The 24,724-nt window shown below is 60.9% G+C and carries 22 protein-coding genes and 1 pseudogene; 8 read left to right on the forward strand and 15 right to left on the reverse strand.

Annotated elements, in window-relative coordinates:
* Nucleotides 1-12 precede the first annotated feature (12 nt).
* Together TU73_RS29735 and TU73_RS05835 are read right to left on the reverse strand one after the other, a co-directional pair.
* Nucleotides 13-1,086, reverse strand: a pseudogene (locus TU73_RS29735) (Cache 3/Cache 2 fusion domain-containing protein); the annotation flags it as partial.
* Nucleotides 1,087-1,263: 177 nt separating this feature from the next.
* Nucleotides 1,264-2,184, reverse strand: a complete 921-nt coding sequence (locus tag TU73_RS05835) for a LysR substrate-binding domain-containing protein (protein WP_057011412.1) — start codon at nucleotides 2,182-2,184, stop codon at nucleotides 1,264-1,266.
* A gap of 151 nt (nucleotides 2,185-2,335) precedes the next feature.
* Between TU73_RS05835 and TU73_RS05840 the strand changes: the two genes are divergently transcribed.
* Complete coding sequence (locus TU73_RS05840) at nucleotides 2,336-3,739, forward strand: NorM family multidrug efflux MATE transporter (RefSeq protein WP_057011413.1); 1,404 nt, start codon at nucleotides 2,336-2,338, stop codon at nucleotides 3,737-3,739.
* A gap of 30 nt (nucleotides 3,740-3,769) precedes the next feature.
* On the opposite strand, the gene TU73_RS05845 is transcribed toward TU73_RS05840, so the two are convergent.
* Nucleotides 3,770-5,434: a putative bifunctional diguanylate cyclase/phosphodiesterase gene (locus TU73_RS05845; protein ID WP_057011414.1), complete on the reverse strand. Its 1,665-nt coding sequence runs from the start codon at nucleotides 5,432-5,434 to the stop codon at nucleotides 3,770-3,772.
* Between the two features lie 265 nt (nucleotides 5,435-5,699).
* Here TU73_RS05845 and rep point away from each other — a divergent pair, with 265 nt between their 5' ends.
* Nucleotides 5,700-7,709: a DNA helicase Rep gene (gene rep / locus TU73_RS05850; RefSeq protein ID WP_057011415.1), complete on the forward strand. Its 2,010-nt coding sequence runs from the start codon at nucleotides 5,700-5,702 to the stop codon at nucleotides 7,707-7,709.
* A gap of 57 nt (nucleotides 7,710-7,766) precedes the next feature.
* Nucleotides 7,767-8,339, forward strand: a complete 573-nt coding sequence (locus TU73_RS05855; RefSeq protein ID WP_003195447.1) for a xanthine phosphoribosyltransferase — start codon at nucleotides 7,767-7,769, stop codon at nucleotides 8,337-8,339.
* Between the two features lie 132 nt (nucleotides 8,340-8,471).
* Here the strand turns inward: TU73_RS05855 and TU73_RS05860 are convergent, their stop codons facing one another.
* The 6 genes from TU73_RS05860 to dadA form a co-directional block, all read right to left on the reverse strand.
* Entirely contained in the window at nucleotides 8,472-10,394 is a 1,923-nt protein-coding gene (locus TU73_RS05860) for an acetyl-CoA hydrolase/transferase C-terminal domain-containing protein (RefSeq protein ID WP_057011416.1), read from the reverse strand.
* Between the two features lie 135 nt (nucleotides 10,395-10,529).
* Nucleotides 10,530-10,946, reverse strand: a complete 417-nt coding sequence (locus TU73_RS05865; RefSeq protein ID WP_057011417.1) for a c-type cytochrome — start codon at nucleotides 10,944-10,946, stop codon at nucleotides 10,530-10,532.
* Nucleotides 10,947-11,127: 181 nt separating this feature from the next.
* Nucleotides 11,128-11,676 (reverse strand): cupin domain-containing protein, encoded by a 549-nt coding sequence (locus TU73_RS05870; RefSeq protein ID WP_005792468.1) that lies wholly within the window; start codon nucleotides 11,674-11,676, stop codon nucleotides 11,128-11,130.
* Nucleotides 11,677-11,792: 116 nt separating this feature from the next.
* Nucleotides 11,793-12,866 (reverse strand): alanine racemase, encoded by a 1,074-nt coding sequence (alr, locus tag TU73_RS05875; protein ID WP_057011418.1) that lies wholly within the window; start codon nucleotides 12,864-12,866, stop codon nucleotides 11,793-11,795.
* Between the two features lie 79 nt (nucleotides 12,867-12,945).
* Nucleotides 12,946-13,299 (reverse strand): RidA family protein, encoded by a 354-nt coding sequence (locus TU73_RS05880; protein WP_057011419.1) that lies wholly within the window; start codon nucleotides 13,297-13,299, stop codon nucleotides 12,946-12,948.
* Entirely contained in the window at nucleotides 13,271-14,572 is a 1,302-nt protein-coding gene (gene dadA, locus TU73_RS05885; protein ID WP_057011420.1) for a D-amino acid dehydrogenase, read from the reverse strand. Before dadA ends, TU73_RS05880 begins: the two co-directional genes overlap by 29 nt.
* Before the next feature lie 156 nt (nucleotides 14,573-14,728).
* On the opposite strand from dadA, the gene TU73_RS05890 reads away from it, so the two are divergent.
* Nucleotides 14,729-15,217, forward strand: coding sequence for an Lrp/AsnC ligand binding domain-containing protein (locus TU73_RS05890; protein ID WP_003176896.1), 489 nt, complete (start codon nucleotides 14,729-14,731; stop codon nucleotides 15,215-15,217).
* A gap of 132 nt (nucleotides 15,218-15,349) precedes the next feature.
* Here TU73_RS05890 and TU73_RS05895 read toward each other — a convergent pair whose 3' ends face one another.
* Complete coding sequence (locus TU73_RS05895) at nucleotides 15,350-15,703, reverse strand: YkgJ family cysteine cluster protein (protein WP_057011421.1); 354 nt, start codon at nucleotides 15,701-15,703, stop codon at nucleotides 15,350-15,352.
* 116 nt (nucleotides 15,704-15,819) lie between these two features.
* On the opposite strand from TU73_RS05895, the gene TU73_RS05900 reads away from it, so the two are divergent.
* Nucleotides 15,820-17,112 carry an NAD(P)/FAD-dependent oxidoreductase gene (locus TU73_RS05900; RefSeq protein ID WP_057011422.1) on the forward strand — a complete coding sequence of 431 codons (1,293 nt, stop codon included), beginning with the start codon at nucleotides 15,820-15,822 and terminating at the stop codon, nucleotides 17,110-17,112.
* Here the strand turns inward: TU73_RS05900 and TU73_RS05905 are convergent, their stop codons facing one another.
* A complete protein-coding gene (locus TU73_RS05905; RefSeq protein ID WP_057011423.1) occupies nucleotides 17,113-17,337 on the reverse strand; it encodes a DUF1127 domain-containing protein in 225 nt (74 codons plus the stop codon).
* A gap of 165 nt (nucleotides 17,338-17,502) precedes the next feature.
* Here TU73_RS05905 and TU73_RS05910 point away from each other — a divergent pair, with 165 nt between their 5' ends.
* Both TU73_RS05910 and TU73_RS05915 read left to right on the forward strand, forming a co-directional pair.
* A complete protein-coding gene (locus TU73_RS05910) occupies nucleotides 17,503-18,927 on the forward strand; it encodes an aminotransferase-like domain-containing protein (RefSeq protein ID WP_057011424.1) in 1,425 nt (474 codons plus the stop codon).
* Between the two features lie 62 nt (nucleotides 18,928-18,989).
* On the forward strand, nucleotides 18,990-20,558 hold the full coding sequence (locus tag TU73_RS05915) for a phospholipase D family protein (protein WP_057011425.1): 1,569 nt from the start codon (nucleotides 18,990-18,992) through the stop codon (nucleotides 20,556-20,558).
* 26 nt (nucleotides 20,559-20,584) lie between these two features.
* Here TU73_RS05915 and TU73_RS05920 read toward each other — a convergent pair whose 3' ends face one another.
* The gene (locus tag TU73_RS05920) at nucleotides 20,585-21,727 is read right to left on the reverse strand and encodes an MFS transporter (RefSeq protein ID WP_057011426.1); all 1,143 of its coding nucleotides are present in this window, start codon (nucleotides 21,725-21,727) and stop codon (nucleotides 20,585-20,587) included.
* A 178-nt stretch (nucleotides 21,728-21,905) separates the two neighbouring features.
* A complete protein-coding gene (locus TU73_RS05925; protein WP_046070084.1) occupies nucleotides 21,906-23,399 on the reverse strand; it encodes an aldehyde dehydrogenase in 1,494 nt (497 codons plus the stop codon).
* 229 nt (nucleotides 23,400-23,628) lie between these two features.
* Here TU73_RS05925 and TU73_RS05930 point away from each other — a divergent pair, with 229 nt between their 5' ends.
* The gene (locus tag TU73_RS05930) at nucleotides 23,629-23,991 is read left to right on the forward strand and encodes a cupin domain-containing protein (protein ID WP_057011427.1); all 363 of its coding nucleotides are present in this window, start codon (nucleotides 23,629-23,631) and stop codon (nucleotides 23,989-23,991) included.
* Nucleotides 23,992-24,062: 71 nt separating this feature from the next.
* On the opposite strand, the gene rpmG is transcribed toward TU73_RS05930, so the two are convergent.
* The gene (gene rpmG / locus TU73_RS05935; protein WP_003176906.1) at nucleotides 24,063-24,218 is read right to left on the reverse strand and encodes a 50S ribosomal protein L33; all 156 of its coding nucleotides are present in this window, start codon (nucleotides 24,216-24,218) and stop codon (nucleotides 24,063-24,065) included.
* A gap of 11 nt (nucleotides 24,219-24,229) precedes the next feature.
* Nucleotides 24,230-24,463 carry a 50S ribosomal protein L28 gene (rpmB, locus tag TU73_RS05940; protein WP_003176907.1) on the reverse strand — a complete coding sequence of 78 codons (234 nt, stop codon included), beginning with the start codon at nucleotides 24,461-24,463 and terminating at the stop codon, nucleotides 24,230-24,232.
* Nucleotides 24,464-24,724: the final 261 nt, after the last annotated feature.

Below are 24,724 nucleotides of genomic sequence, written 5' to 3' on the forward strand. Positions count from 1 at the left end.
CTCGTCATGGCTGGACACGTTGAGGCGTGCGCTCAAGTCGCCCGCGCCCAGGGCTTCTGCCTGGCGTACCAGGTCGCTCAATGGCGCCAGCTTGCTGCGCAACAACCACACCGTGGCACCCACTGCCAGCAACATCGCCAGCACACTGCCGATTACCAGGCGGATACCGACTTCCCAAGTCACGGCGCGAATCTCAGCCTTGGGCATGCTCGCGACCACCGCCCATGGGCCGCCGTCGAACGGTACCGAGACGCTGTAGAAGTCCTCGTGCTTGTCGCTCCAGAAGCGGCCAGCTCCCGGTTTCTTCGCCAGGTCGAGCATCACCGCAATGGCCTCATCCGGCCCCTGCACGCCAGCTGGCGCCACCAGCCAATGCTTCTGTTCATCCAGCAGCGCGAGGGAGCCCGTCTGGCCGATACGGAAGCGCTTGAGATTTTCAAACTGGGCGTTCTGGGCGTCGGTGTAATCGAAACCGATGAACAGCACGGCGATGACCTTGCCGCTGCTGTCACGCACCGGGCTGTATTGGGTCATGTAGGAACGGTCGAACAACACCGCACGACCGATATAGGTCTGCCCCTCGGCAACGCGCTGGTAAGCCGCGCCCTGACGGTCCAGCACAGTGCCGATGGCGCGGTTGCCATCCTGCTTGGTCAGCGAGGTGCTGACGCGGATAAAGTCGTCGCCGCTGCGCACGAACACCGTGGCCACGCCGCCAGACATCTGCTTGAACTCATCCACCTCTTCGAAATTGTTGTTCAGCACCTCGTCGCCCAGGTAAAGGCTCGGGGTCTGCACGCCGGCCACCGCCACCGGTTGGTCAGCACGCACACTCAAGCCGGCGACGAAGCGCTTTTCAAACAGCCCGCTCAAACGCTGGGTACTTTCGCGCAAGGTGCTGTGGAAGGTATTGAGTTGGTCGGCAAGCAAACGCGCCTCGCTGGCCAGGTGTTCCTCACGGGTGTCGAGGTTGGCAGAGTCGAGGGAACGCAGAGCGAAGACGGTACTGCCGCTGATAACGATAGCCAGAATCACGGCAAGTGCGAGACCTAACTGGGAGGCAATCCGGGCACGAGGTTGAGACATGAGAGCTCCTGGCCGAGGCCAGGATCATCCTGATCTCATAGCGATGCTCGGCAAATTATCTAGTGGGAAGCGTTGGTGCACGATAGTTCCAACATTCTTTCTTCGGCGGCATTTGCCAATACTTGAGCGAATCACAGGGGTATCGCGCAAACGATTGCACCATAGACCTGGCCACGCTCAATCGAGGTGCTCCACCTGGGGCAACTCCATCGCCTTGACTTCACCTTGAAGAAACTCCGCCAGCCTGCGCAAACGCTCGCCACCGGGGCGGGTTTTAGGCCACACCAGGTAATAATTTTCCCCACTCGCCACTGCCGTTGGCCACGGCAGGCTGAGTCGACCTTGCGCCACATCCTCAGCCACCATCAGCAGATCGCCCATGGAAACGCCATAGCCCCGCGCCGCAGCGATCATGCCCAGTTCGAGGGTATCGAACACCTGCCCGCCCTTGAGGGACACTTGGGATGACAAGCCCATGCGTTCCAGCCAGTTGCGCCAGTCGCGACGGTCGGGGGTGGGGTGCAGCAACTCGGCACTCGCCAGTCGGGCTGCGTCCCAGGGGCCATCGTCCAGCAGGTTCGGCGCGCCCACGGGAATCAGTAATTCCGGGAACAGATAGCTGGCTTCCCAGTCCGCCGGAAAGTGCCCGTCGCTCAGCAACACCGCACAGTCGAAGGGCTCCTGGTTGAAGTCCACCTCGTCTACGCTCATCCACGCGCTGGTCAGTTGCACCTCATTGCCCGGCTGCAACGCACGGAAGCGACTCAACCGCGCCAGCAGCCAGCGCATGGTCAATGTGGACGGCGCTTTCATGCGCAGGATGTCATCTTCGGCATTCAGGGTATGACAGGCGCGCTCCAGCGCGGCGAATCCTTCGCGCACCCCGGGCAACAACAGGCGTGCGGCTTCGGTGAGCTGCAGGTTGCGGCCGCTGCGCTGGAACAGGCGGCAGGCGAAATGCTCTTCGAGGGTGCGGATATGGCGGCTGATCGCACTCTGGGTAATGGACAACTCCTGGGCCGCACGGGTGAAGGAGTTGTGTCGCGAAGCGGCTTCAAATGCACGCAGGGCATACAGCGGAGGAAGACGACGAGACATAGGGAAAGCTCCGACGGCGCAATATCGGCACCCTACCAGAATCAATCCAGCATGAGTTTTAATCATGGGAACGATCACATTTATCCTTTTGTGCAGTGGACGCAAAGCGCCGAGAATCAACCCTCCCCAACACTCTGACTATTCGAGCGTGATGATCATGCAACATCCGGCACGTACCGAGCTCTGGGCCATTCTGCGGCTGTCGGGGCCGTTGATTGCTTCACAGCTGGCGCACATGCTGATGGTGTTGACCGACACCCTGATGATGGCGCGCCTGAGCCCCGAGGCCCTGGCCGGTGGTGGCCTGGGCGCGGCGAGCTATTCGTTTGTGGCGATCTTCTGCATCGGCGTGATTGCCGCCGTGGGCACCCTGGTCGCCATTCGCCATGGCGCGGGTGATATCGACGGAGCCACCCGCCTGACCCAGGCCGGGCTGTGGCTGGCATGGTTGATGGCTCTGGCGGCGGCGTTGCTGCTGTGGAACTTGAAACCGGTGCTGCTGATGTTCGGCCAGACCGAAACCAACGTGTACGCGGCCGGGCAATTCCTGACGATCCTGCCCTTCGCCCTGCCCGGCTACCTGAGCTTCATGGCGCTGCGCGGCTTCACCAGCGCCATCGGCAAAGCCACGCCGGTGATGGTGATCAGCCTGTGCGGTACGGTAGTCAATTACCTGCTCAACCACGCGTTGATCGACGGCATGTTCGGCCTGCCGAAGCTGGGCCTGATGGGTATTGGCCTGGTGACCGCCGTCGTTGCCAACGGCATGGCGCTGGCCCTGATGTGGTACATCCGCAGCAACCGCGCCTACGCGGCCTACCCGCTGAGCACCGGCCTGCTGCGCCTGAATACCCAATACCTGCGCGAGCTGTGGCGCCTGGGCCTGCCGATTGGCGGCACCTATGCGGTGGAGGTCGGGCTGTTCGCCTTTGCGGCGCTGTGCATGGGCACCATGGGCAGTACGCAATTGGCGGCGCATCAGATCGCCCTGCAGATTGTCTCGGTAGCGTTCATGGTGCCGGCGGGAATGTCCTACGCAGTGACCATGCGCATCGGCCAGCATTACGGCGCCGGCCAGTTGCTGCAGGCACGCATGGCCGGCCGGGTCGGCATCGGCTTTGGCGCCATGGTGATGCTGGGGTTTGCCGTTGTGCTGTGGCTGTTTTCCGACCCGTTGATAGGGTTGTTCCTCGATCATGACGACCCGGCGTTCCATGACGTCATCGTCCTGGCCGTCAGCCTGTTGGCCGTCGCCGCCTGGTTTGAATTGTTCGACGGGGTGCAGACCATCGCCATGGGCTGCATCCGTGGTTTGAAGGACGCCAAGACCACCTTCCTGGTGGGGCTGGGCTGCTACTGGCTGATTGGCGCACCTTCGGCCTGGCTGATGGCGTTCACGTTAGGCTGGGGGCCAACCGGCGTGTGGTGGGGCCTGGCGCTGGGCCTGGCGTGTGCGGCGGTGAGCCTGACGTGGGCATTTGAGGCGAAGATGAAGCGGATGATTCGGCAGGAGCCGGATGCTTCTGTTGGATTCCGAGCGGCCCTGCCTGACTAGCGGGTGCACACTTGACCGGGTTTACAAAGCTCAACCCAACAGCGCCTGCTGGCCTTGCCCGAACATCAGGTATTCCACCAGTTCTGGCAATGGCAACGGCTTGCTGATCAGGTAACCCTGGGCCTGGTCGCACCCGAACAAGCGCAGCAATGCCAACTGCTCCGGCGTCTCTACACCTTCAGCCACCACTTCCAAGTTGAGGTTGTGGGCCAGGTTGATCATCGCGTGCACCAACTTGCGGTTTTCCTCGCGTTCTTCCATGCCACCGACAAAGCTCTTGTCGATCTTCAACAAGGCGATCGGCAGGCTGTTGAGGTGCACGAACGACGAAAAGCCGGTGCCGAAGTCATCCAGGGAGAACCGCACACCGAGTCGGCCAAGGGCGTCCATGGTCTGCTTGACCAGGTCGCTGCGGCGCATCACGGCAGTTTCGGTCAGCTCGAACTCCAGCCATTGCGCTTCCACACCGCGCTCGGCAATAAGGCGACTGAGCGTTGACAGTAACTGGCTGTCCTGGAACTGGCGGAACGACAGGTTGACCGCCATGTGCAGCGGCGGCAGACCGCGTTCGCGCAGGTCTTGCATGTCGCGCAAGGCCCGGGATATCACCCAGTAGCCCAATGGCACGATCAGGCCGCTCTGCTCGGCCAGCGGCACGAACTCGCTGGGCGGCAACAAGCCGCGCTCACCGTGGCGCCAACGCACCAAGGCCTCGAGACCGACGATATGACCGTCGTCCAGGTCCAGGCGCGGCTGGTAGTGCAGTTCCAACTCGTCGCGGCGCAGGGCCCGGCGCAGTTCACTCTCCAGGTCGGCCAAGCTGCGGGCATTGCGGTTGATGCGTTCGTTGAAGATATGAAAGGTGCAGCCCTGGGTGCTTTTGGCCTGCTGCATGGCGATATGGGCGTGCCACATCAACGGGTCGGCGCCGGCTCGGGCGCGGGCATGGGCCACGCCCAGGCTGCAGCCGATCAGCAGGCTTTCACCATCCACCCAGTAGGGCTCGGCCATCACTTCGGTGATCCGCTCAGCCATCCACTCGGCGCGCTGCGGCGCCCGGCGGGTATCGATCAGCAACGCGAATTCATCGCTGCCCAGGCGTGCCAGTTGGTCGCCGGCCTCGAGCTGGCTCTTGAGTCGCGACACCACTTGCAGGATCAGGCGGTCACCAGCCTGATGGCCGAGGGCGTCGTTGGCATGACGGAAGTTGTCCAGGTCCAGATGGCCGAGGGCCAGGCCGCGACCTTCGTTTTCCACCAGCCGCGCCGCCAGCAGGGTCTGGAAACCCTGGCGATTGGCGATACCGGTAAGCGGGTCCTGCTCGGCCAGGCGCTGCAAGGTGTTCTCCAGCACGCCGCGCTCGCGCACATGGCGCAAGCAGCGCCGCAGTGTGTCGGCGTCCAACGCATCCCGGATCAACCAGTCGCTGACACCCAGCGGCGCAACCAACGGCTCCTGCTCCAGCAGCAATACACATGGCAAGCTGCAACGGCCGGGGCCGGGTTGCAGGCTCGGTGTGGTCAATAGCACAGCACCCTGGTCGTCATCGAACAGACGACTCACCGAGTCCCAGTTGGGCGCACTGATCAGCACAGCCCCCTCGCCCATCGGCGCCAGGCACTCGCGCAACAACGCTGCCCACGCAGGCTCTTCGGCCAGCAGCAGCAAACGCAAGGGTTCGACAGGCGTAGACACGCTAACTCCCTAGACTCGGCAAAATTTCGTTGGCGGTGGCATTATGACGTGCGGCCTGGCAATGACAAATGCATGACAGATGATAGGTGTTATCAAACACGCAGACTGTGAAAAATAGTCTGAGTATTCCCCACATCCTGCGGCAAAGTAGCAAAACCGGCAAATTTAGATCGAGTGGTACGTCACACCGTCGTTCTATGGCAGCAGAATCTTTCCAGCCTGTTAAAATGCCCGCCCTTTTGAACAACGACTCCTTAAATTCCGTATGTCCCGACTCAATCCCCGGCAGCAAGAGGCCGTGAACTACGTCGGCGGCCCTCTATTGGTGCTCGCCGGCGCCGGCTCCGGCAAGACCAGCGTGATCACCCGCAAGATCGCGCACCTGATCCAGAACTGCGGCATCCGTGCCCAGTACATCGTCGCCATGACCTTTACCAACAAGGCGGCGCGGGAAATGAAAGAGCGGGTCGGCACCTTGCTCAAGGGCGGCGAAGGCCGTGGCCTCACGGTGTGTACCTTCCACAACCTGGGCCTGAACATCATCCGCAAGGAGCATGTGCGGCTGGGCTACAAGCCGGGCTTCTCGATCTTCGACGAGACCGACGTCAAGGCCCTGATGACCGACATCATGCAGAAGGAATACGCGGGCGACGACGGCGTCGACGAGATCAAGAACATGATCGGCGCCTGGAAAAACGACCTGATCCTGCCCGCCGAGGCCCTGGAAGCCGCACGCAACCCCAAGGAACAGACCGCCGCCATCGTCTACACCCACTACCAACGCACGCTCAAGGCGTTCAACGCGGTGGACTTCGACGACCTGATCCTGCTGCCGGTCAAGCTGTTCCAGGAACACAAGGACATCCTGGAGAAGTGGCAGAACAAGGTGCGCTACCTGCTGGTGGACGAATACCAGGACACCAACGCCAGCCAGTACCTGCTGGTGAAATTGCTGATCGGCACGCGCAACCAGTTCACCGTGGTGGGCGACGACGACCAGTCGATCTACGCCTGGCGCGGCGCCCGCCCGGAAAACCTGATGCTGCTCAAGGTCGACTACCCGTCCTTGAAAGTGGTGATGCTGGAGCAGAACTACCGCTCCACCAGTCGCATCCTGCGCTGCGCCAACGTGCTGATCGCCAACAACCCCCACGAGTTTGAAAAACAACTGTGGAGCGAGATGGGTCATGGCGATGAGATCCGCGTGATCCGCTGCCGCAACGAGGATGCCGAAGCCGAGCGTGTGGCCGTGGAAATCCTCAGCCTGCACCTGCGTACCGACCGGCCCTACAGCGATTTCGCGATCCTGTACCGCGGCAACTACCAGGCCAAGCTGATCGAGCTGAAACTGCAACACCACCAGGTGCCGTATCGCCTGTCGGGCGGCAACAGCTTTTTCGGGCGCCAGGAAGTGAAAGACCTGATGGCCTACTTCCGGCTGATCGTGAACCCGGACGACGACAACGCCTTCCTGCGCGTGATCAACGTGCCGCGTCGGGAAATCGGCTCCACCACCCTGGAAAAGCTCGGCAACTACGCCACCGAACGCAAGATTTCCATGTACGCCGCCACCGACGAAATCGGCCTGGGCGAGCATCTGGATACGCGCTTCACCGACCGCCTGTCCCGCTTCAAGCGCTTCATGGACAAGGTCCGCGAGCAATGCGCAGGTGAAGACCCGATCAGCGCCCTGCGCAGCATGGTCATGGACATCGACTATGAGAACTGGCTGCGCACCAACAGCTCCAGCGACAAAGCCGCGGATTACCGCATGGGCAACGTCTGGTTCCTGATCGAAGCGCTGAAGAACACCCTGGAAAAAGACGAAGACGGCGAAATGACCGTCGAGGACGCCATCGGCAAGCTGGTGCTGCGCGACATGCTCGAGCGCCAGCAGGAAGAAGAAGACGGCGCCGAAGGTGTGCAGATGATGACCTTGCATGCCTCCAAGGGCCTGGAATTCCCTTACGTGTTCATCATGGGCATGGAAGAGGAAATCCTCCCGCACCGCTCCAGCATCGAAGCCGACACCATCGAGGAAGAACGGCGCCTGGCCTACGTGGGCATTACCCGCGCGCGCCAGACCCTGGCCTTCACCTTCGCTGCCAAGCGCAAGCAATACGGCGAAATCATCGATTGTGCCCCTAGCCGTTTCCTTGACGAGCTGCCACCGGACGACCTCGCCTGGGAAGGCAACGACGACACCCCCACCGAGGTGAAGGCCGTGCGCGGCAACACCGCCTTGGCGGATATACGCGCGATGTTAAAGCGCTAGAATCGACTACTTTTTAATCTACTTTCGGCGCCTGTTGCGCCATCAGAGGAAGTTTCCGTGGAAGCACTGCACAAGAAAATTCGCGAAGAAGGCATCGTGCTTTCCGATCAGGTCCTCAAGGTTGATGCCTTTCTGAACCACCAGATCGACCCGGCACTGATGAAACTGATCGGCGACGAGTTCGCCGCACTGTTCAAGGACTCGGGCATCACCAAGATCGTCACCATCGAGGCCTCAGGCATCGCCCCGGCGATCATGACCGGGCTGAACCTGGGCGTACCGGTGATCTTTGCCCGCAAGCAGCAGTCGTTGACCTTGACGGAAAACCTGCTGTCGGCGACGGTGTATTCCTTCACCAAGAAAACCGAGAGCACCGTGGCGATCTCCCCGCGCCACTTGACCAGCAGTGACCGCGTGCTGGTGATCGATGACTTCTTGGCCAATGGCAAGGCGTCCCAGGCGCTGATCTCGATCATCAAGCAGGCCGGCGCAACCGTGGCCGGCCTGGGGATCGTGATCGAGAAGTCGTTCCAGGGTGGGCGTGCGGAGCTGGATGCGCAGGGTTATCGGGTTGAATCGCTGGCGCGGGTGAAGTCGCTGGCCGGTGGTGTCGTCACTTTCATCGAATAACGTCTGCCTGAACACGGTTAAACATGTGGGAGCGGGCTTGCTCGCGAAGGCGGTGGGTCAGTGATAAATGTATCAACTGGCACTCCGCATTCGCGAGCAAGCCCGCTCCCACACTTGGTTTTGCACTGAATTTCAATCCGTGGTGGCCTGCAAGCCGGCCAGCAGCAAGCGTTGATACAGGTCTTCCTTGATGCCCTCCGGCTTATCCAAGCGCATGCGCTGCAAATGCTCGGGAAATGCCTCAGGCTCCGGCGCGTCGAGTGCCGCCTTGCCCAACTCCAGAATCTCCGTGAGCTTGAATTTGCTCTTGAGCCAGTTCAGCGCCCGCAACAAGTCCCGCTCTTCACCTGTGAAATCACTGCCCAGCGGGTATTCAGGGAAGAGTCGTCGATGCCTGGCCTGAATCGCCTGGAGGCGCTCAGGCGTGTTATCACTGAAACGCGGTTCCAGCCGGAAATCCTTGGGCAACTTGCCGGCCTTTTGCGCCTGTTCGATCAACTCGTCCTGGAACCGTGAGTCGGTGATATTCAGCAGCGCTTCGATCACCTTGGCATCCGTCTGACCCCGCAAATCGGCAATGCCGTACTCGGTAATGACAATATCCCGCAGGTGCCGGGGAATGGTGCAGTGGCCGTACTCCCAGACGATATTGGAACTGACCTCCCCCGCCGCCTCGCGCCAGCTACGCAGGATCAGGATCGAACGCGCACCGTCCAGCGCATGCCCCTGGGCAACGAAATTGTATTGCCCGCCCACACCGCTGAGCACGCGACCGTCTTCCAATTGGTCGGCCACACCGGCACCGAGCAATGTCACCATGATCGCGCTGTTGATAAATCGCGCATCCAGGCGTTGCAAACGCTTGAGTTCTTCCTGGCCGTATAGCTCGTTGATATAGCTGATGCCCGTCATGTTGAATTCGAGGCGCTTGGCGTGGGTCATTTCCTGCAAGCGCTGGTAAAAGCTGCGTGGCCCCAGGAAGAAACCGCCATGGATCGACACGCCATCGGGCTGGGACGCGTCATCCAGCAAGCCGGCATTGGCCTGCGCCTGGGTCGCTGCATCCGGGTACACCTTGCGCCGGATGATCCCGGCATCCGCCAGCACCAGCAGGCCGTTGACGAACATTTCGCTGCAACCGTAAAGGCCACGGGCAAAAGGCTCGACACCGCCTTCACGGCTGATCAACGGCGCCCACTGGTACACATCCAGGTCCGTCAGCAGCAACCGGTAGGCTTCGTTATCGGCCTGGCGCGCCAGCAAGGCGGCGGTCAGCGCATCGCCCATGGAACCGATGCCGATCTGCAGGGTGCCGCCGTCACGCACCAGGGTACTGGCATGCAGGCCGATAAAATGATCTTGGAAACCCACCGGCATGTTCGGGGTAGAAAACAGCGTGGTGCTGTCTTTTTCATCGAGCAGGTAGTCGAAGGCGTCCATGCCCAGTTCGGCATCCCCAGGCATGTAGGGCAGATCGCTATGGACTTGGCCGACAACGAGGATGGTTTCCCCGGCTTCGCGGCGCTTGGCGATCATCGGCAGCAGGTCGAGGGTGATATCCGGGTTGCAGCTCAGGCTCAGGCGGTCGGGATGCTCGGCGCTGCTGGCCACCAGTTGCGCCACCAGGTTCAGGCCGGCAGCATTGATGTCGCGGGCGGCATGGCTGTAGTTGCTGCTGACGTAATCCTGCTGCGCCGACGTGCTGTGGAGCAGGCTGCCGGGCTGCATGAAAAACTGCTGCACCTGGATGTTCTTCGGCAGGCTGTCTTTATGCAGGTCGGCGAGAAAATCCAACTCGGGATAGTCGCCAAACACCCGTTCGATGAAAGGTTCGAGAAAGCGCTTCTGCAAGCCATCGCCCAAGGTTGGCCGACCCAGGCTCAAGGCGGTGTAGATCGTCAGTGCCCGCTCCGGCAACTTGGCGATGCGCCGGTATAGCGCATTGGCAAACAGGTTGGGCTTGCCAAGGCCCAGCGGCATACCCATGTGGATATGCGCAGGCAACCGCGCCAGTACGTCGTCAACTGCTTGCTCAATTGAACACAACTGCACCATCCGACTGCTCCCGAACATTCCATGAATTGGAGTTGGACCGAGCTTGCCGGGTCTTTGCTGCAATGAACAGCCTCGAAACACAAAATCGCGCGCACAAAAAAGCCGCTCGTAAGCGGCTTTTTGGCGAACTTAAGCTTATTTCAAACCTGACATCTTCTGGATAGCGCCCTTAAGCTCGTCATCGGAGCAATCATTGCACGTGCCTTTAGGGGGCATGGCGTTGATACCGGTGATGGCTTTAGCCAGGATGCCATCAAGGCCGCCCTGATGATCGGCGCGTTCTTTCCACGCGGCCGTATCGCCAATCTTCGGCGCGTTCAGCAGACCGGTACCATGGCACGCATTGCAGTGCTTGGCGATCACCTCATCCGGCGTTTTCGCACCACCGCCACCACCCGCTGCCACAGCGACCTCCATACCCTTGCATTCCTGGCCCTGGACGCACACCTGGCCCACAGGCTCCAGGCGCTTGGCAATGTCATCATTGGTCGCAGCCTGGGCGCTGACAGCCCATAGGACCAGTACGGTTGCTGGTGCAGCCAGCATTTTCATAATTAGGTTCACGCGTTCACCCTCAATGGTGGCTATTCACGCCTGCGGCCACGGTTTCGCAGGCGGCGAAAGTATAACGGTTAGCCCGCCTGGCCGAAACAACCCTATTAAATAAAGGGAGATTCAACCTCACGGAATACTGCACGGGCGTCTCTACAACGTTGGCAGGACGCCTCTTCTGTTAAAAGTTCGCGGGCGTGGCTGCGCTGATTAGTCGCGCCGGCACGTCGAACGGGTTGCGAAAACGATGAGGCTTGGTGCTTTCAAAGTAGTAGCTATCGCCAGCTTCGAGCACAAAAGTTTCAAGACCGACCACCAGTTCCAGGCGCCCCTCCAGCAGGATCCCGGTTTCTTCACCTTCGTGGGTGAGCATTTCTTCGCCTGTGTCGGCGCCCGGCGGGTAGATTTCGTTGAGAAATGCGATGGCCCGGCTCGGGTGCGCCCGGCCCACCAGTTTCATGGTGACGGCACCATCGGAGATGTCGATCAGCTCATTGGCTTTATAGACGATCTGCGTCGGTATTTCCTGGAGAATCTCCTCGGAAAAGAACTCGACCATGGACATGGGGATACCGCCCAGCACCTTGCGCAAGGAGCTGATCGAGGGGCTGACGCTGTTTTTCTCGATCATCGAAATGGTGCTGTTGGTGACGCCCGCACGCTTGGCGAGCTCACGCTGGGAAAGACCTTTGAGTTTACGGATGGATTGCAGTCGTTCGCCGACGTCCAATGCAGGAGCCTCCTAGGATTCAGGCTTTGTTGTAATTGAGCGTTATCATGGCGACAGCGTTCAGTATTTACAACACTTGGGCCTAAATCCCGGGCAGCTTGGTTCCTAGCCGACGGCTAAGCCCCGCAATAGAGGCGTGGCACTCGGCGCAGGTTGCAGAAGATCTGGTAGGGAATGGTCTCGGCGGCCACGGCGACGTCACTGGCGAGGATAGTCTTGCCCCACAGTTCCACAGTGGAACCGAGGCCTGCGTGGGGTACGTCGGTGAGGTCGACACAGAGCATGTCCATGGACACGCGCCCCAGCAGTTGGCTGCGCTGGCCCGCCACCAGCACTGGCGTGCCGGTTGGCGCATGGCGGGGGTAGCCATCGGCATAGCCCATGGCAACCACACCAACACGCATCGGCTTGGGCGTGACGAACTTGGCGCCATAGCCCACGGGCTCACCGGCTGGTAGCTCGCGTACGCAAATAACCTTGGACTCCAGGGTCATCACTGGCTGCAAACGGGCAGCGAGCGCTTGGTCTTCACCAAATGGCGTTGCGCCATAGAGCATGATGCCCGGGCGCACCCAGTCGCTGGTCATCGTCGGCCAGCCCAGCACCGACGGCGAATTGCGCAGACTGACTTCCGCCGCCAGGCCTTTTCGCGCCGCTTCGAATACGGCCACCTGTTCATCACTGCGCACGCAATCGAGTTCATCGGCGCGGGCGAAGTGGCTCATCAACACGATCTTGGCGACCTTGCCGCTGGCCAGCAGGCGCTGATAGGCCTCGTGGTAATCCTTGGGATGCAGGCCGACGCGGTGCATGCCAGAGTCCAGCTTGAGCCATACCGTCAACGGCTTGCTCAGGCGGGCCTGTTCGATGGCGTCCAACTGCCATAGCGAATGCACCACGCACCACAAGTCATGTTCGATGATCAGCGGCAGCTCGTCGGCCTCGAAAAACCCTTCCAGCAGCAGCACCGGCGCACGAATGCCGGCAGCACGCAATTCCAGGGCTTCCTCGATGCACGCCACGGCAAACCCGTCGGCCTCGGCTTCCAGCGCCTGGGCCACACGTACGGCACCATGGCCGTAGGCGTCTGCCTTGATCACGGCGAGGGCCTTGGCCCCCGTGACTTCACGGGCCAGTTGATAATTATGGCGCAGGGCCTGGAGGTCGATCAGGGCACGGGCTGGACGCATGGCGGCAGGCTTCTAGGCAGCAAGGTGAAGAAAAAACCGGTGCCGACCAACAGCGTCGGCGCCGGGAGAGGGATCATTATTAAGGCAGCGCAGCCACGACGGACAGCTCGACCAGGATTTGCGGCTCGCAGAGCTTGGCTTCAACCGTAGCGCGGGCCGGGGCGACGCCCTTGGGCAGCCACTTGTCCCACACCGCGTTCATGCCGGCGAAGTCAGCGTCGATGTCTTTCAAATAGATCGTCACCGACAGCAACTTGCTCTTGTCAGTGCCGGCCAGGTCCAGCAGACGCTCGATATTGGCCAGGGTTTCACGGGTCTGCTGTTCAATCCCGGCGCTCATGTCGTCGCCGACTTGCCCTGCCAGATACACGGTACCGCTGTGGACAACGATCTGGCTCATGCGCTCATTGATGAGCTGGCGCTGGATTGACATGTTTTGCGGACTCCTGGTGGTTGCCATAACGGGAAATATCGAGGCCTGCGGCGCTGATCTGCGGGGTTTTCCTGGCCATCAGGTCGGCCAGCAAACGACCGGAGCCACAGGCCATCGTCCAACCGAGCGTGCCGTGGCCGGTATTCAGGAACAGGTTCTTGAATGGGGTGGCACCGACAATCGGCGTGCCGTCGGGCGTGGTCGGGCGCAAGCCGGTCCAGAAACTGGCTTGGGCCAAATCGCCGCCATGAGGATAAAGGTCGTTGACGATCATCTCCAGGGTTTCACGTCGACGTGGGTTCAGCGACAGGTCAAAACCGGCTATCTCAGCCATGCCACCAACACGAATGCGGTTGTCGAAACGGGTGATCGCGACTTTGTAGGTCTCGTCGAGAATAGTCGAGGTTGGCGCCATGGCCGGGTTGGTGATCGGTACGGTCAGCGAGTAGCCCTTGAGCGGGTACACCGGAGCCTTGATCCCCAATGGCTTGAGCAGCTTCGGTGAATAACTGCCAAGGGCCAGGACGTAGCGGTCGGCGGTTTCCAGCTTGCCGTCTATCCACACGCCGTTGATGCGATCGCCCGCGTAGTCGAGGCGCTGGATGTCCTGTTCAAAGCGGAACTCCACACCCAACTGCTTGCACATTTCGGCCAGGCGTGTGGTGAACATCTGGCAATCGCCAGTCTGGTCATTTGGCAGGCGCAGGGCACCGGCGAGGATATCCGTGACGCTGGCCAGGGCCGGCTCAACCCGGGCAATGCCGGCGCGATCAAGCAGTTCGAACGGCACGCCGGACTCCTGCAGCACGGCGATGTCCTTGGCGGCACCGTCGAGCTGGGCCTGGGTGCGGAACAGCTGGGTCGTACCGAGGCTACGGCCTTCGTAGGCAATGCCGGTCTCGGCGCGCAATTCGTCGAGGCAGTCACGGCTGTACTCGGACAGGCGCACCATGCGCTCCTTGTTCACCGCATAGCGGCTGGCCGTGCAGTTGCGCAGCATCTGCGCCATCCACAGGTATTGATCGACATCGGCGGTGGCCTTGATCGCCAGCGGCGCGTGGCGTTGCAGCAGCCACTTGATGGCCTTGAGCGGTACGCCCGGCGCGGCCCATGGCGAGGCGTAGCCAGGGGACACCTGGCCGGCGTTGGCGAAACTGGTTTCCATGGCAGCAGCAGGCTGGCGGTCGACCACAACGACGTCGAAGCCAGCCCGCGCCAAATAGTAGGCACTGGTCACCCCAATGACACCGCTACCCAAGACCAGAACGCGCATTTTTATATCCTCATCACGGGCTTAGCCGCTGACGTGTGTTATTCGAGCAATGATGGGCGCAGTATAAAAAGCAATCACCAGTGCATTTCACTATATAAATGCTTATATTTGGCGACAATTCTCGGCAAAAACCCTTTTCACAGAGGCGTATCCCCTATGCGTACCAACACCCAGACCAAGCGGGAGCTGGACAAGATCGACCGCAATATCCTGCGCATCCTGCAAACCGATGGGCGTATTTCGTTCACGGAGTTGGGAGAGAAGGTTGGGCTGTCCACCACACCTTGTACCGAGCGGGTGCGACGCCTGGAGCGCGAAGGGATCATCATGGGCTACAACGCGCGGCTCAACCCCCAGCATTTGAAGGGAAGTTTGCTGGTATTTGTCGAGATCAGCCTCGATTACAAGTCCGGCGATACCTTTGAAGAGTTTCGCAGGGCGGTGCTGAAACTGCCACATGTGCTGGAGTGCCACCTTGTGTCAGGGGACTTCGACTATCTGGTGAAGGCGCGGATTTCCGAGATGGCGTCGTACCGCAAATTGCTCGGCGATATCTTGCTCAAGCTGCCCCATGTGCGCGAATCCAAGAGCTATATCGTGATGGAAGAGGTGAAGGAGAGCCTTAACCTGCCGATCCCGGATTGACCCACTGGCACAACACGGTCAAATGTGGGAGCTGGCTTGCCTGCGATAGCGTTGGTTCAGAGGCATAGATGCTAGCTGACCTACCGCTATCGCAGGCAAGCCAGCTCCCACAGTTTTGACCGAGTACATCCGCTAGACCAATACCTGCCGGGTGCTCGCCATGTACTCATGGATCTGCTTTTCCACCCTTGGATGAATCAGCTCCACCGGCCCCCGTCCATTGGGGCACGGCAAGGTCTTGGTGGTGCCAAACAACCGGCAGATCAGCGGCCGCTCGTCATACACCGTGCAACCGCTGGGCCCCAGGTGCACGCAGTTCAACTCGTCCATGGCTGCCTCCTGCTCTGCGGCGGTCTTGCGCGGCAGGCGCGACATTTCCTCAGGCGACGTCGTCACCGGCCCACAGCAGTCGTGGCAACCTGGGACGCACTCGAACGAAGGAATCTGTCGACGCAGCGCGCTGATTTTCTGCCTGTTGCAACTCATCGAAACACACACCGAACCGCGAATAAGCGTGGATTCTGACGCAAAACGCCCTGCGCAGACAGCTTCGTCCGACCGCTGTATCCTGCGTCAAATTTTCCAAACAGGGAGGCTTCCCCATGACCGCCAGCGCTCGGCACACCGCGTCCTACTATGCCGCCAGCAGCCTGCCGCAACCGGATTACCCGACATTGACGGGCGATGTGCGTGCCGATGTGTGCGTGATCGGCGGTGGTTTCTCCGGGCTCAATACCGCCCTGGAACTGGCCCAGCGCGGCTTCAGCGTGGTGTTGCTGGAAGCGCGCAAGATCGGCTGGGGCGCCAGCGGGCGCAATGGCGGCCAGTTGATTCGCGGTGTTGGTCACGGGCTGGACCAATTCGCCAACGTAATTGGCAGCGAAGGCGTGCGCCAGATGAAACTGATGGGCCTGGAAGCCGTGGAGATCGTGCGCGAGCGCGTGGAGCGTTTCCAGATTCCCTGTGACCTGACTTGGGGCTACTGCGATCTGGCCAACAAACCCCGCGACCTGCAGGGTCTGGCCGAAGACGCCGAAGAGCTGCGCAGCCTGGGCTATCGCCATGAGGTGCGCCTGCTGAAAGCCAGCGAGATGGGCAGTGTGATCGGCTCCGACCGCTATGTCGGCGGCATGATCGACATGGGCTCCGGCCACCTGCACCCGCTGAACCTCGCGCTGGGTGAAGCCGGCGTCGCACAGCAGTTGGGCGTGAGGCTGCATGAACAATCAGAAGTGACCCGCATCGACTACGGCCCCGAGGTCAAGGTGCGCACGGCCCAAGGCAGTGTGTGCGCCAAGACCCTGGTACTGGCCTGCAATGCCTACCTGAACGGGCTCAACCCGCAACTAAGCGGCAAGGTGCTGCCCGCCGGCAGCTATATCATCGCCACCGAGCCCTTGAGCCAGGCGCAAGCCACCAACCTGTTGCCGCAGAACATGGCCGTGTGCGACCAACGCGTGACGGTGGACTACTTCCGTCTGTCCGCCGACCGCCGCCTGTTGTTCGGCGGCGCCTGCCACTATTCCGGTCGTGACCCGAAGGATATCGGCGCCTATATGCGGCCGAAGATGTTGCAGGTGTTCCCACAATTGGCCGAGGTGAAGATCGACTACCAATGGGGCGGCATGATCGGCATCGGTGCCAATCGGCTGCCACAGATTGGTCGCCTGGCCGATCACCCCAACGTGTATTACGCCCAGGCGTATGCCGGTCATGGCCTCAACGCCACCCACCTGGCGGGTAAGCTGTTGGCCGAGGCTATCAGCGGCGAGCAACAGGGGCGCTTCGACCTGTTCGCCCAGGTGCCACACATCACCTTCCCCGGCGGCAAACACTTGCGTTCACCGCTGCTGGCGCTGGGGATGCTCTGGCACCGCCTCAAAGAACTGGTGTGATCAACTGCGCCAGAACGGCTTCAAGCCTTCCTGGCGCGCCTGCTCAGCGCTAAGCCCTACGTCGCGCAGTTGCTCACTGGTCAGGTCCAGCAGGGCTTTGCGTGTATGACGACGGCGCCAGAACAACCCCCAGCGACTCTCGGTCGACGCGGTCATCGTCCGCGCTTGCCCCGCTTCCAGTTCCTGGCTGCGTAACGCCAGCCGCACATCGCTCATACCGTTCATTTATTGTCCCTCATTGGCGTGTTGCCTTGAGTGAACAGCATGCGCGAGCGGTCAAAACCATTACAGATTCAACCTATTTTTATTAAACCAATACAGATACTGCCTATGGGTGGCTGAATCCTGTATTTTCCCCCTATCTGTACTGGTCTCTCGGGAGCGACCATCATGACCCTCTACGTCAACCTTGCCGAACTGCTTGGCACCCGCATTGAGCAGGGTTTCTACCGTCCGGGGGATCGACTGCCTTCGGTGCGAGCCTTGAGTGTTGAACATGGGGTCAGCCTGAGCACCGTACAGCAAGCCTACCGGTTGCTCGAAGACAATGGCATGGCGACGCCTAGACCCAAGTCTGGTTACTTTGTGCCAGCCAGCCGCGAGCTGCCGGCGCTGCCCGAGGTCGGTCGCCCGGCTCAGCGGCCGGTGGAAATTTCCCAATGGGACTTGGTGCTGGAGCTGATTCGCGCGGTGCCGCGCAAGGACGTCATACAGCTGGGCCGTGGCATGCCGGATGTGTTGTCGCCCACCTTGAAGCCGCTGCTACGCAGCCTGGCCCGCGTGAGCCGGCGCCAGGATCTGCCGGGGCTGTATTACGACAATATCCTTGGCTGTATGGAACTGCGCGAGCAAATCGCCCGACTGTCATTGGATTCCGGCTGCCAGCTGAGCGCCGAAGACATCGTGATCACGACCGGTTGTCACGAAGCGCTGTCCGCCAGTATCCATGCGATTTGTGAGCCCGAGGATATCGTCGCGGTGGATTCGCCCAGCTTCCACGGCGCTATGCAAACTCTCAAGGGCCTGGGCATGAAAGCCTTGGAGATCCCCACCGACCCGCTCACCGGCATCAGCCTCGAGGCCCTTGAGCTGGCGCTGGAGCAGTGGCCAATCAAAATCATCCAGCTCACCCCGAACTGCAACAACCCGTTGGGCTACATCATGCCGGAGGCGCGTAAACGCGCACTGCTGACCCTGGCCCAACGCTTCGACGTGGCCATCATTGAAGACGATGTGTATGGCGAACTGGCCTACAGCTACCCGCGCCCGCGCACGATCAAATCCTTCGACGAAGATGGCCGCGTGCTGCTGTGCAGCTCGTTCTCGAAAACCCTGGCGCCGGGCCTGCGCATTGGTTGGGTCGCCCCCGGGCGGTATTTGGAACGGGTGCTGCACATGAAATACATCAGCACCGGCTCCACCGCCACCCAGCCGCAGATCGCGATTGCCGAATTTCTCAAGGGCGGCCATTTCGAGCCGCATTTGCGCAGGATGCGCACGCAATACCAGCGCAATCGCGACTTGATGCTCGACTGGGTCAGCCGCTACTTCCCCGCCGGCACCCGCGCCAGTCGGCCTCAGGGCAGCTTCATGCTGTGGGTTGAACTGCCGGAGGGCTTCGACACCTTGAAGCTCAACCGTGTGCTGGTGGAACAAGGTGTACAAATAGCCGTAGGCAGTATCTTTTCCGCCTCCGGCAAGTACCGTAATTGCCTGCGCATGAACTACGCTGCCAAGCCAACGCCACAGATTGAAGAGGCCGTGCGCAAGGTCGGCGCCGCCGCAAGCAAACTGCTGGCAGAAACGGCGGACTGACCTTTCCCGCTCAATTGCCGTCATATGCCGACAAACGCCCTGATCTGGAAGCAGCTCCCTTGATGATTCGACGGCTTTTACCGTTTTTCCTGTTGGGAGCCCTGGCCCTGGGTGGCTGCGCGACGGTCAGCGCACCGCGCATTCCCAGCGATGCCCTGCCGGCGACGCAGTCGTCATTCGGCCGCTCGATCCAGGCCCAGGCAGCGCCGTACCAGGGGCGTTCGGGCTTCCGCCTGTTGCCCAACAGCAGCGAAGCCTTCATGGCTCGCGCCGAGTTGATCCGCAACGCCCAGACCAGCCTCGACCTGCAGTACTACATCGTGCACGACGGCATCAGCACGCGCATGCTCGTGGATGAACTGCTCAAGGCGGCTGACCGCGGGGTGCGCGTGCGTATCCTGCTGGATGACACCACCAGCGGCGGCCTCGATCAGGTCATCGCCACCCTCGCCGCCCACCCCCAGATCCAGATTCGCCTGTTCAACCCCCTGCACCTGGGCCGCAGCACCGGCATCACGCGCACCCTGGCGCGTGCGTTCGACCTGTCACTGCAACATCGGCGCATGCATAACAAACTGTGGCTGGCGGACAACAGCGTGGCGATCGTTGGCGGACGCAACCTGGGCGATGAGTACTTCGACGCCGAGCCTAACCTGAATTTCACCGATATCGACATGCTCAGTGTGGGGCCCGTGGCCGAGCAGTTAGGTCACAGTTTCGACCAGTACTGGAACAGCGCCCTGAGCAAGCCGATCGACGAGTTCGTCTCCAACAAGCCCTCTAGGCTCGACCTCGCTACTGCCCGCGTGCGCCTGGAAGCATCCCTGGCCGAATCGCGCCAGCAGAACCATGCCTTGTATAACCGCTTGCGTACCTACCAAACCCAGCCGCGCATGGACATCTGGCGTCGCGAGCTGATCTGGGCCTGGAACCAGGCGCTGTGGGACGCACCGAGCAAAGTACTGGCCAAGGCTGACCCTGACCCACGCCTGCTGCTCACCACCCAACTGGCGCCGGAGCTGGAAGGGGTCAGCCAGGAGCTGATCATGATTTCGGCGTATTTCGTTCCGGGGCCTTCCGGGCTGGTGTACCTGACGGGGCGTGCCGATGCAGGTGTCTCGGTAAGGCTGCTGACCAACTCCCTTGAAGCCACCGACGTACCGGCCGTGCACGGCGGCTACGCGCCCTATCGCAAGGCATTGCTGGAGCACGGGGTGAAACTCTACGAGCTGCGTCGGCAACCGGGCGATCCAAGCGCTGGTAGCGGCCCACACTTGTTTCGTCGAGGCAGCTTCCAGGGCTCGGACTCCAGCCTGCACAGCAAGGCGATGATCTTCGATCGAAAGAAGTCGTTTATCGGCTCGTTCAACTTCGATCCACGCTCAGTTCTGTGGAACACCGAAGTCGGCGTGATGGTAGACAGCCCGGAACTGGCAGAACATGTGCGCAACCTGGCACTGCAAGGTATGGCGCCGGCGTTGAGCTACGAGGCGAAACTGCAGGATGGCCAGATAGTGTGGGTGACCGAAGACAATGGTCAACTGCACTCCCTGACCCGTGAACCGGGCAGTTGGTGGCGCAGGTTCAATGCCTGGTTCGCCACTTCAATTGGCTTGGAACGCATGCTCTAAGACCAACGAAGCCCCCTCCCACAAGTTCAGACCGGTTGCGCTGCTCCAAACGCCCCCTGGCGCAGCAACAACACCACCAGCCCCAACGCCCCAACTGCCATCAGCAACGGCAACGCATGCCCGCTGATCCACTGGCTGCCCGCACCCGCCACCAGTGGCCCGACCAGACAGCCAATGCCCCACAGCTGCGCCACATGAGCATTGGCACGCACCAGCGCATCGTCACGGTAGCGCTCGCCAATCAAAATCAGCGACAAGGTAAACAACCCACCCGCGCTGGCGCCGAACAGCACCCACACCGGCCAGATCAGCAGTGTGTGCATCAACAACGGCACCGCCAGGCTCGACGCCAGCAACAGCAGCGCACAGCCCAGGAACAGCGTGCGCCGTGGCAGGTAGTCGGCCAGCGCGCCAATGGGCAATTGCAACAGCGCATCACCCACCACCACCGTGCTGACCATCGCCAAGGCGATTTCGGCAGTGAAGCCCTGTTGCAGGCAGTACACCGGCAACAGCGTCAGAATCATCGCTTCAAACGCAGCGAATAATGCCACTGCCCAGGCAATCGCCGGCAGGCTCAGGCAGAACCGCCACAGCTCGCTGAACGTGACACTGAACGCATCCGCCGTCGGTGCCCCGGCACGCCCCAGCAACAGCAGCGGCGCCACCACCAACAGGCCCACGCCCACCCAGAAACCGTAGTCATGGTCGGTCCCCATCAGGCCCAGCAACAATGGCCCCGACAGTTGGCTCAAGGCATAAGTGCAGCCATACAGCGCCACCAGGCGGCCACGCCACTGCTCCACTACCAACTGGTTGATCCAGCTTTCGCCGAGGATAAATACGATGGTCAGGATGACTCCGATCATCAATCGCAGCACCAGCCACACCGGGTAGCTGGGCAGGATCGCCAGCAGGCCGATGGACACTGCACCGGCCCACAGGCATAGGCGCATCAGGTTGGCGGTGCCAAGCCAGGACGCCATTCGACTGGAGACCTTGGCCCCCAGCAATACGCCGAATGCCGGCATCGCCGCCATCACACCGATGGCGAAACTGCCGTAGCCCCAGCTTTCAAGGCGCAGGGATACCAGCGGCATGCTGACGCCCAACGCCAGGCCGACGCTGAGTACCGAGGCCAGGACGGCGAAGTAAGTCGCCCAACGCATTGCCACGCTCCTGTGGATAATTCTGGTTTGCAAAACGAACTGTAGGAGCGGACCTGTGCGGGAGCTGGCTTGCCTGCGATACAGACGCCTCGGTGTGTCAGCCACACCTCGGTGATGCTATCGCAGACAAGCCAGCTCCCACACAAGCTCGCCCCTACAGAGGGATCAGCAGTGTTGCTTAGAGCTTGATCCAGGTCGCCTTCAGCTCGGTGTACTTGTCGAAGGCATGCAGCGACTTGTCGCGGCCATTACCCGACTGCTTGAACCCACCAAACGGCGCGGTCATGTCGCCGCCGTCGTACTGGTTGACCCACACGCTACCGGCACGCAGGGCCTTGGCCGTCAGGTGCGCCTTGGAGATATCCGCCGTCCACACCGCTGCGGCCAGACCGTATTGGGTGTCGTTGGCGATGGCGATGGCTTCTTCGGCGCTGTCAAACGTAATCACCGACAGCACTGGGCCAAAGATCTCTTCCTGGGCAATCTTCATGGCATTGGTCACGCCGTCGAAAATCGTCGGCTCAACGTAGGTACCGCCGGACTCTTCCAGAGTGCGCTTGCCGCCTGCGACCAGCTTGGCGCCGTCGGCGTGGCCGGCCTCGATGTACGAGAGCACGGTGTTCATCTGCTGCGTATCCACCAGCGCACCGACGTTGGTGGCCGGGTCCAGCGGGTTGCCCGGCTTCCAGCCCTTGAGCGCCTCGATCACCAGGGGCAGGAAGGTGTCCTTGATCGAACGCTCCACCAGCAGGCGCGAGCCGGCGGTGCAGACTTCGCCCTGGTTGAAGGCGATGGCGCCAGCGGCAGACTCAGCGGCCGCTTGCAGGTCCGGCGCATCGGCAAACACGATGTTCGGGCTCTTGCCACCGGCTTCCAGCCACACACGCTTCATGTTCGACTCGCCGGAGCGGATCAACAGTTGCTTGGCGATTTTGGTAGAACCGGTGAACACCAGGGTATCGACGTCCATATGCACCGCCAGCGCATTGCCCACGGTGTGGCCATAGCCAGGCAATACGTTGAACACGCCTTTTGGAATGCCGGCTTCAACGGCCAGGGCAGCAATACGGATGGCCGTCAGCGGGGACTTTTCAGACGGCTTGAGGATCACCGAGTTACCGGTGGACAACGCCGGGCCGAGTTTCCAGCAGGCCATCATCAATGGGAAGTTCCACGGCACGATGGCACCCACCACGCCGACTGGCTCGCGGGTCACCAGGCCCAGTTGGTCGTGCGGGGTGGCTGCGACTTCGTCGTAAATCTTGTCGATGGCCTCGCCGCTCCAGCTCAGGGCATTCGCCGCGCCGGGGACGTCGATGTTCAGGGAATCGCTGATGGGCTTGCCCATGTCCAGGGTTTCAAGCAACGCCAGCTCTTCGGCATTGGCTTTGAGCAGCGCGGCGAAACGGATCATCACCGACTTGCGCTTGGCCGGTGCCAGGCGCGACCAGACACCGGAGTTGAAGGTGGCACGGGCATTTTCCACGGCACGCTGGGCGTCGCTGGCGTCACAGCTGGCGACGGTAGCCAGCAAGCGGCCATCCACCGGGCTGATGCACTCGAAGGTGTCGCCGGAAACGGCGGCGGTGTATTCGCCATTGATATAGGCACGGCCTTCAATCTTCAAATCCTTGGCGCGTTGTTCCCAGTCGGCACGGGTCAGGGTGGTCATGCGAGTGTCCTCCTCTTATTGAATACAAGGGGCCTGGGGTTCATCCCGGCACCTTCACGAATTCTTGCCCGGCCAGCCTGCTGTTCGGCTCAAGGCAGCTGCCACCCTAAACCAGCGGCTGGGGGTGTTTCAATATATTTGACATAACGGCGGCAAACGCCCTTGCGATGTTCATTTTAATAAACATAGACTTTGGGCTCTCCAACCCCAGGCCAGACGGGACACGCACATGAGCATCCAGGATATCGTCGATTTCAGCCAAGCCAACACGGCCCCCGACCGCTACCGCCCCGCCGCCGAAAAAGTTCTCAAGGGCGATCCGGAGCAGACGCTCTATAACCACTACAACAGTCCGTGCGGGCAGCTGAATGCCGGGGTATGGGAAGGCGAAGTCGGGCAATGGAAGGTCAACTACACCGAACATGAGTACTGCGAGATTGTGCAGGGGGTTTCGGTACTGCGCGACGCCGAGGGCAACGCCAAGACCTTGCGTGCCGGCGACCGCTTCGTGATTCCCGCTGGTTTCAGCGGTACCTGGGAAGTACTGGAGCCGTGCCGCAAGATCTATGTGGTATTCGAACAAAAAGCCTGATCAGCAAATCACAGGCAAAAAAAAGCCCGCATCGTGAGATACGGGCTTTTTTTCACAAGGAAGAAAATCAATTACTTGATTTTGCCTTCTTTGTAGATCACGTGCTTGCGAACGCGCGGGTCGAACATTTTCTTTTCGAGCTTGTCCGGGGTAGTACGCTTGTTCTTGTCGGTAGTGTAGAAGTGACCAGTACCGGCGCTAGAGATCATTCGAATCAATTCACGCATGATAGAGCTCCTTAGATCTTGCCAGCGGCGCGGATTTCGGCCAGCACGACAGTGATGCCGCGCTTGTCGATGATACGCATGCCTTTGGCAGATACACGCAGGCGAACAAAACGTTTCTCTTCTTCAACCCAGAAGCGGTGATGCTGCAGGTTCGGCAGGAAACGACGACGGGTTTTGTTATTTGCGTGGGAAATGTTATTCCCAGTCACCGGACCCTTACCGGTAACTTGACAGACTCTCGACATGCCTCAGCCCTCTAAAACCACATGCCCAACCCGGCATGGGTTGGCCGCTTAATCTCTCAGTCATTTGGCGCCAGGCGCCGCGTTTCTTTAGGGTCTTACCGGCTACACCTACAAGCGAAGGAACCGGGCCCCTAGAAAAGAGCGCTGCTTTATACCAGAAAGACCCCAGTGCAACAACAGCTCGTGTGTTTTTACCACCGTAAATCTTAGCGGCAGACGCCTGAACCACTGCCAGGAGGGGCCGCTGTGACAGCCGACCGC

Source organism: Pseudomonas libanensis (assembly GCF_001439685.1).
In the GTDB taxonomy this organism is placed as follows: Bacteria; Pseudomonadota; Gammaproteobacteria; order Pseudomonadales; family Pseudomonadaceae; genus Aquipseudomonas; species Aquipseudomonas libanensis.

Excerpts from the sequence above, each read along its gene's own strand:
- TU73_RS05905 (WP_057011423.1), bottom strand. The coding sequence starts at position 17,337 with ATGAACGGTATGAGCGATGTGCGGCTGGCGTTACGCAGCCAGGAACTG.
- rpmG (WP_003176906.1), bottom strand. The coding sequence starts at position 24,218 with ATGCGTGAATTGATTCGAATGATCTCTAGCGCCGGTACTGGTCACTTC.
- TU73_RS05915 (WP_057011425.1), top strand. The coding sequence starts at position 18,990 with ATGATTCGACGGCTTTTACCGTTTTTCCTGTTGGGAGCCCTGGCCCTG.
- TU73_RS05880 (WP_057011419.1), bottom strand. The coding sequence starts at position 13,299 with ATGTCAATCCAGCGCCAGCTCATCAATGAGCGCATGAGCCAGATCGTT.
- TU73_RS05860 (WP_057011416.1), bottom strand. The coding sequence starts at position 10,394 with ATGGTGCAGTTGTGTTCAATTGAGCAAGCAGTTGACGACGTACTGGCG.
- dadA (WP_057011420.1), bottom strand. The coding sequence starts at position 14,572 with ATGCGCGTTCTGGTCTTGGGTAGCGGTGTCATTGGGGTGACCAGTGCC.
- rep (WP_057011415.1), top strand. The coding sequence starts at position 5,700 with ATGTCCCGACTCAATCCCCGGCAGCAAGAGGCCGTGAACTACGTCGGC.
- TU73_RS05865 (WP_057011417.1), bottom strand. The coding sequence starts at position 10,946 with ATGAAAATGCTGGCTGCACCAGCAACCGTACTGGTCCTATGGGCTGTC.
- TU73_RS05900 (WP_057011422.1), top strand. The coding sequence starts at position 15,820 with ATGACCGCCAGCGCTCGGCACACCGCGTCCTACTATGCCGCCAGCAGC.
- TU73_RS05920 (WP_057011426.1), bottom strand. The coding sequence starts at position 21,727 with ATGCGTTGGGCGACTTACTTCGCCGTCCTGGCCTCGGTACTCAGCGTC.
- TU73_RS05925 (WP_046070084.1), bottom strand. The coding sequence starts at position 23,399 with ATGACCACCCTGACCCGTGCCGACTGGGAACAACGCGCCAAGGATTTG.
- rpmB (WP_003176907.1), bottom strand. The coding sequence starts at position 24,463 with ATGTCGAGAGTCTGTCAAGTTACCGGTAAGGGTCCGGTGACTGGGAAT.
- alr (WP_057011418.1), bottom strand. The coding sequence starts at position 12,866 with ATGCGTCCAGCCCGTGCCCTGATCGACCTCCAGGCCCTGCGCCATAAT.
- TU73_RS05840 (WP_057011413.1), top strand. The coding sequence starts at position 2,336 with ATGATCATGCAACATCCGGCACGTACCGAGCTCTGGGCCATTCTGCGG.
- TU73_RS05910 (WP_057011424.1), top strand. The coding sequence starts at position 17,503 with ATGACCCTCTACGTCAACCTTGCCGAACTGCTTGGCACCCGCATTGAG.
- TU73_RS05930 (WP_057011427.1), top strand. The coding sequence starts at position 23,629 with ATGAGCATCCAGGATATCGTCGATTTCAGCCAAGCCAACACGGCCCCC.
- TU73_RS05895 (WP_057011421.1), bottom strand. The coding sequence starts at position 15,703 with ATGAGTTGCAACAGGCAGAAAATCAGCGCGCTGCGTCGACAGATTCCT.
- TU73_RS05890 (WP_003176896.1), top strand. The coding sequence starts at position 14,729 with ATGCGTACCAACACCCAGACCAAGCGGGAGCTGGACAAGATCGACCGC.
- TU73_RS05835 (WP_057011412.1), bottom strand. The coding sequence starts at position 2,184 with ATGTCTCGTCGTCTTCCTCCGCTGTATGCCCTGCGTGCATTTGAAGCC.